General features: G+C 69.5%; 4 protein-coding genes. 2 read left to right on the top strand and 2 right to left on the bottom strand.

The genetic code is table 11. From position 1 onward, the window contains the following. Window positions 1–95: 95 nt before the first annotated feature. Both P3L51_RS35160 and P3L51_RS35155 read left to right on the top strand, forming a co-directional pair. Window positions 96–1067: a bifunctional helix-turn-helix transcriptional regulator/GNAT family N-acetyltransferase gene (locus P3L51_RS35160; RefSeq protein WP_354609429.1), complete on the top strand. Its 972-nt coding sequence runs from the start codon at window positions 96–98 to the stop codon at window positions 1065–1067. Window positions 1068–1080: 13 nt separating this feature from the next. After that, window positions 1081–1881 carry a sugar phosphate isomerase/epimerase family protein gene (locus P3L51_RS35155; RefSeq protein WP_354609428.1) on the top strand — a complete coding sequence of 267 codons (801 nt, stop codon included), beginning with the start codon at window positions 1081–1083 and terminating at the stop codon, window positions 1879–1881. Window positions 1882–1906: 25 nt separating this feature from the next. Here P3L51_RS35155 and P3L51_RS35150 read toward each other — a convergent pair whose 3' ends face one another. Further along, entirely contained in the window at window positions 1907–2575 is a 669-nt protein-coding gene (locus P3L51_RS35150; protein WP_354609427.1) for a class I SAM-dependent DNA methyltransferase, read from the bottom strand. Between the two features lie 583 nt (window positions 2576–3158). Continuing rightward, window positions 3159–4586 carry a S28 family serine protease gene (locus P3L51_RS35145; protein WP_354609426.1) on the bottom strand — a complete coding sequence of 476 codons (1428 nt, stop codon included), beginning with the start codon at window positions 4584–4586 and terminating at the stop codon, window positions 3159–3161. Window positions 4587–4708 lie beyond the last annotated feature (122 nt).

The raw sequence follows: 4708 nt of genomic DNA, 5'->3' as shown, positions 1-4708 counted from the left end.
GGGTTCACCCGATCGAGCGTCTTGCCGATCTTGGCGATCCCGGCGTACCGTTGACTGAGTCAAGGAAAAAGATTCAGCGAGGGGTCGGGGGGACCATGACCATTCAGGAGATTCGCGCGTTCAACCGCTTCTACACCAACCTCATCGGCGCGCTGAATTACAGCAAACACCTCTACACGCCGTACACACTGACCGAGTCACGGCTGCTGTACGAGCTCGCGCACACGCCACGTACGGACGCCGCCGAACTCCGTGCCGAACTGTCTTTGGACGCGGGCTATTTGAGCAGAATGCTCACCAAGTTCGAGCGGGAAGGGCTGGTGGAGCGCGCCCCGTCGGAGCACGACGCCCGGCGGCAGCGGATCACGCTGACACAGCAGGGGCGCGGGACCGCCGCGCTGCTCGACGAGCGATCGCACGAGGCCGTCGGCACGCTGCTGGACCGGGTGGAGCCGGACAAGCGCCCGCGTCTCGTGGAGGCGTTGCGGACGGCCAGGGAAATACTGAGCGCCGACGGGACGGCGGCCGAAGGCCGCCGGGGGTCCGCCCGTCGCGACGGGCCCGTGCTGCGTGAGCCGGTCCCTGGCGATCTGGGCTGGATGGTGCAGCGGCACGGCGCGGTGTACGCGGCGGAGTACGGATGGGATGCCACTTTCGAGGGCCTGGTCGCCAGGATCGTCGCCGACTTCGCGGCGGATCACGACGAGCGGCTGGAGCGGGTGTGGATAGCCGAGCTCGACGGCCGGCCGGTGGGCTCGGTGATGTGCGTACGGGACGAGGCGCCCGACACCGCGCGGCTGCGGCTTCTCCTTGTCGAACCGGAGGCACGCGGACACGGCCTGGGTGAGCGAATGGTCGAAGCGGTTGTGGATTTCGCCCGCGACGCGGGGTATCGGGAGGTGGTGCTGTGGACCAACGACGTCCTGACCGCCGCCCGGAAGCTCTACGTGCGGTCGGGGTTCACCCTCGTCGCTGAGAAACCGCACCGTTCCTACGGAGCGGACCTGGTCGGCCAGGACTGGCGGCTCCCGCTCGTCGACGAGTCCGTCGTGGGCTCTCTCTCGTGAAAGGAGACGCGAAGTGAAATTCGCTTTCTCGACCCTCGGTGTCCCCGGCCTTCCCATCCCCGAGGTCGTCGCCCTCGCGAGTCGGACCGGCTACCAGGGTGTGGAGTTGCGCGCTCACCCGGAGGAGCCCGTACACCCCGGCATCGACGCGCGGGAACGGGCCGCTGTGGTCGACGAGTTCAAGCGTCGCGGGGTCGAGATCCTGACCGTGGCGGGCTATGTGCGGGTGGCCGCCGAAGGCGGTGACGAGGAGCGGTTGAGCCGGGAGCTGGAGGAACTGATCGTGCTGGCGCGCGACCTGGGCGCCTCGTACGTACGAGTCTTCCCGGGCGGCGGGGACCAGGACCCCGAGGCCGCCGACGCGACGGCCGCCCGCCGGCTGGCCGCGGCGGCGCCGCTCGCCGCGGATTCGGGGGTGCGGGTCCTGCTGGAGACACACGACTCCCACCGCACGGGGGCGGACGCGATTCGTATCCTCGGTCTTGTCGGCCACAAGCAGGTGGGTGCGCTCTGGGACGTGATGCATACCTGGCTCGGTGGCGAACGACCCGTCACCAGCCACGCGTCGCTGTCGCCGCACCTCGGCTATGTGCAGGTGAAGGACATCGCGTCGGCGGAGGACACCACGCCGTTGGCGCTGGGCGCGGGGGTGTTGCCGTTGGGCGAGAGTGTCGGCCTGTTCGCCGGGGACGGGGACGACGGGTGGCTGTGCTGGGAGTACGAGAAGCGCTGGTACGCGGACGCGGCGGACCTTCCCGACCTGCTGATCCCCGGGCGCGAGTATCTGGAGGCGCTGCTCGCCCGGGGGCACTGACGGAGGTCGGGCCGGGAGACCCGGGTCAGGGTTGCCGGGGCTTGCGGGCCAGCATGTGCGCCTGGGGGACGGCCGCCGACAACTCGTACCCGTAGGGCTCGCGCAGGAGTCGGGCGGTCACCTCGAACCCGGCCTGGTTCAGCGACTCGGCGATGCGGTCGGGGGACAGCCTGCGGAAGTCGAGGGAGACGGGGTGGCCGAAGGCCTCGTCGAAGTGCAGCGGCTCGTCGCCGACCTGGAAGGCGAGCAACAGATGGCCGCCGGGGGCGAGCACCCGGTGGAACTGTGCGAAGACGAGGGGCAGTTGCTCCGGCACGATGTGAATGATCGAGTACCAGGCGACCGCGCCGGCGAGGCCACCGTCCGGCAGGTCCAGGTCGGTCATCGAACCTTCCTCGAACCGCAGCTCGGGGAAGGACCGGCGGGCCAGCGCGACCATCGCGGGTGACAGATCGATGCCGGAGATGTCGAGGCCGAGCGCATGCAGATGGGCGGTCACCCGGCCGGGGCCGCTGCCGATCTCGACGACGGGACCGGCGCCGTCGGCCCGTACGTACTCGGCGAAGGTGCCGAGCATCGCACGCCCCAGCGGGTCGGTCTCCAGGACGGATTCGAAGCGCTCGGCGTAGTCGACGGCGATGGCGTCGTACCCGGCTCGGGTGTCGCGTAGATAGGAGGGTTCAGATGCGCTCATGGGCGAGGAGGTTAGCCACCCGTCCGGTGGCCGTGGGTAGGGGGGTGGGACCGTGCGGATGCCTCCCCCGCGCCCCAGGGACGTCAGCGGGGCGCCGCCCACCAGCAGGGCCGCCGCGCACCGGCGGAGAGGCATCACGTGCTCGTCCAGCGGCGGGGCGGCCGAGGGCACGCCGAACACGGGGACCAGAAGGGAGAACGGCGCCCGCAGCCTCGGCATCGAGCCCCCACCTCATGCGGAGGAACCTCCTGCGGAGGCGGCCAGTTGCCGGCCGGTTGGGACCCGGTCCCCCGGTTCCCCGGGCCCCTACGTAACGGCAGGTGCGGTGTTCCTGGGCTTACCGCATCTTTTCGATGAAATCGGCGGAATCTTCGCTTCCCGGGAACCTCGTGAGTCGCCCATCCGTCCTATTCATGTGCTCCCGTCGACTTTCCGCAGCGCGGTGTCGGCCCTCGTGCTCACTGGCTACGATCGCTGACTCCCCTCTCCAGGCCGCCTGCGGCCGGGCAGCACACCGCCACCGGTGCGCCCCCCTTGTTTGCGCCGGTGGCGGTCCCGTGCTCACGGGCCTGCGGGTTACGGGCTACTGACGCAGCGTCGGCATCCGCTCCAGGTCCCGCTTGTCGAGCTTCGCGTCGAACGCGGCGAGCGGCTTCGCCTTCGCGGCGTCCTGCTGCACGGCGGCCGGTGCGACGTCCGCCCAGTCGAGGATCCTGGCCGTGGCCTTCGCCTTCTCGTCGGCCACCAGGCCGGCGACGTTGGCGCCGTGGTTGGCGCCCGGCGCGGTGAACACGTGAGTGTCCTTCGTGCCGCGGCCGGGACGGAAGCGCTCGGCGCCCCACGGGTCGTTCTCGCCGTAGACGAACATCATCCGGTTCGCGTGGTGGCGGACCCAGTTGTCGACGGACGCCATCTCCCACGGCCGGAACTTCATGGGGATGTCGCGCGGGACGAAGTTCCGCGGCGGCTGGTAGCCGTAGCGGCTCAGATTGCCCAGGTGGGGCAACTTGACGGTGGGCGCGCCGAGTTCGGTGCCCGCCTGGTAGTAGTACGGCGTGTACCCGGCGAGGCCCTGGTCGGTGTAGAAGGAGAAGCCGGAGATCGCGTCGATGATGTTGTAGATCTCCTCGTCCGACGCGGTGGCCGGCGGGATGTCAGCGCAGTCGGCTTCCAGGCTGTACTGCCAGAAGGCCCAGACGAAGTCGAGCACCACGGCTTCGTACGCCTTGTCGAGCGTGCCGACGGTGGTGAACGTCGCGCCTTCCGCCGTGGCCCACGTCTCGTACATCTTCTCCAGCGGCTCACGCCTGACCAGCGCCTCGCGCTGCACGGCGTTGAGCTTGGCGCGGCACTCCTCGGTGCCGACCTGCTCGAAGAAGCGGTCGTAGGCGGAATCCTCCTTGTTCACCACGTCGTTGGGCGCGACGTAGGCGACGACGCCGTCCATGTCCCGCGGGTGGAAGCGCTCGTAGTACGTGGCGGTCATGCCGCCCTTCGAGCCTCCGGTGGCGAGCCACTTCTTGGGGTAGATCTTCTTCAGCGCGCCGAAGATCCGGTGCTGGTCGGCCGCGGCCTGCTCGTAGTCGAGCGTCGACCAGTCGGCCGGGTCGGGACGGGACGGCGTGAAGAAGCGGTACTCGAGCGAGATCTGGTTGCCGTCGATGATCCGTGTCGGCTCACTGCGGCTCGGGTTGGTGGACACGCCGTACCCGCTCGTGAAGAACACGGTGGGGCGGCTGGTGTCCTTGTGCAGCAGCGTGAGGCGCTGCTTGAAGGTGCCCTTCGACGGTCGTTCGTGGTCGACCGGCTGGGTGTAGTTGAGGACGAAGTATCGGTAACCGGGGTACGGCTTCTCCTCGATCAGGCTCATCCCCGGGATGGCGAGGATCTGGTCCTTGATGTCGGGGGCCGCGGATCCCGCGTTCCCGTCGGCGGCGGTTGCCGCACCGGCTGTGCCCAGCGTGCCGACGAGCAGCACGAGCGACAGCAGCCATCTCAGCGCCTTGCGCATTCACACTCCCTGTGTTCATGACAGACGCCCGCGAACCTAGCCGGGGAGGCACCCGCGCCGCCAGCCCCCACGAGGTGGTCGCACCCGGATGGCGCCTCCCGGACGACGCCTCCCGCCTGCCA

Origin of the sequence: Streptomyces panacea (assembly GCF_040560175.1) — a bacterium.
Lineage (GTDB): Bacteria > Actinomycetota > Actinomycetes > Streptomycetales > Streptomycetaceae > Streptomyces > Streptomyces panacea.
Note: the sequence above shows the minus strand (reverse complement) of the source record. Positions and strands in the feature narration are given on the sequence as shown.

Excerpts from the sequence above, each read along its gene's own strand:
- P3L51_RS35160 (WP_354609429.1), top strand. The coding sequence starts at position 96 with ATGACCATTCAGGAGATTCGCGCGTTCAACCGCTTCTACACCAACCTC.
- P3L51_RS35145 (WP_354609426.1), bottom strand. The coding sequence starts at position 4,586 with ATGCGCAAGGCGCTGAGATGGCTGCTGTCGCTCGTGCTGCTCGTCGGC.
- P3L51_RS35150 (WP_354609427.1), bottom strand. The coding sequence starts at position 2,575 with ATGAGCGCATCTGAACCCTCCTATCTACGCGACACCCGAGCCGGGTAC.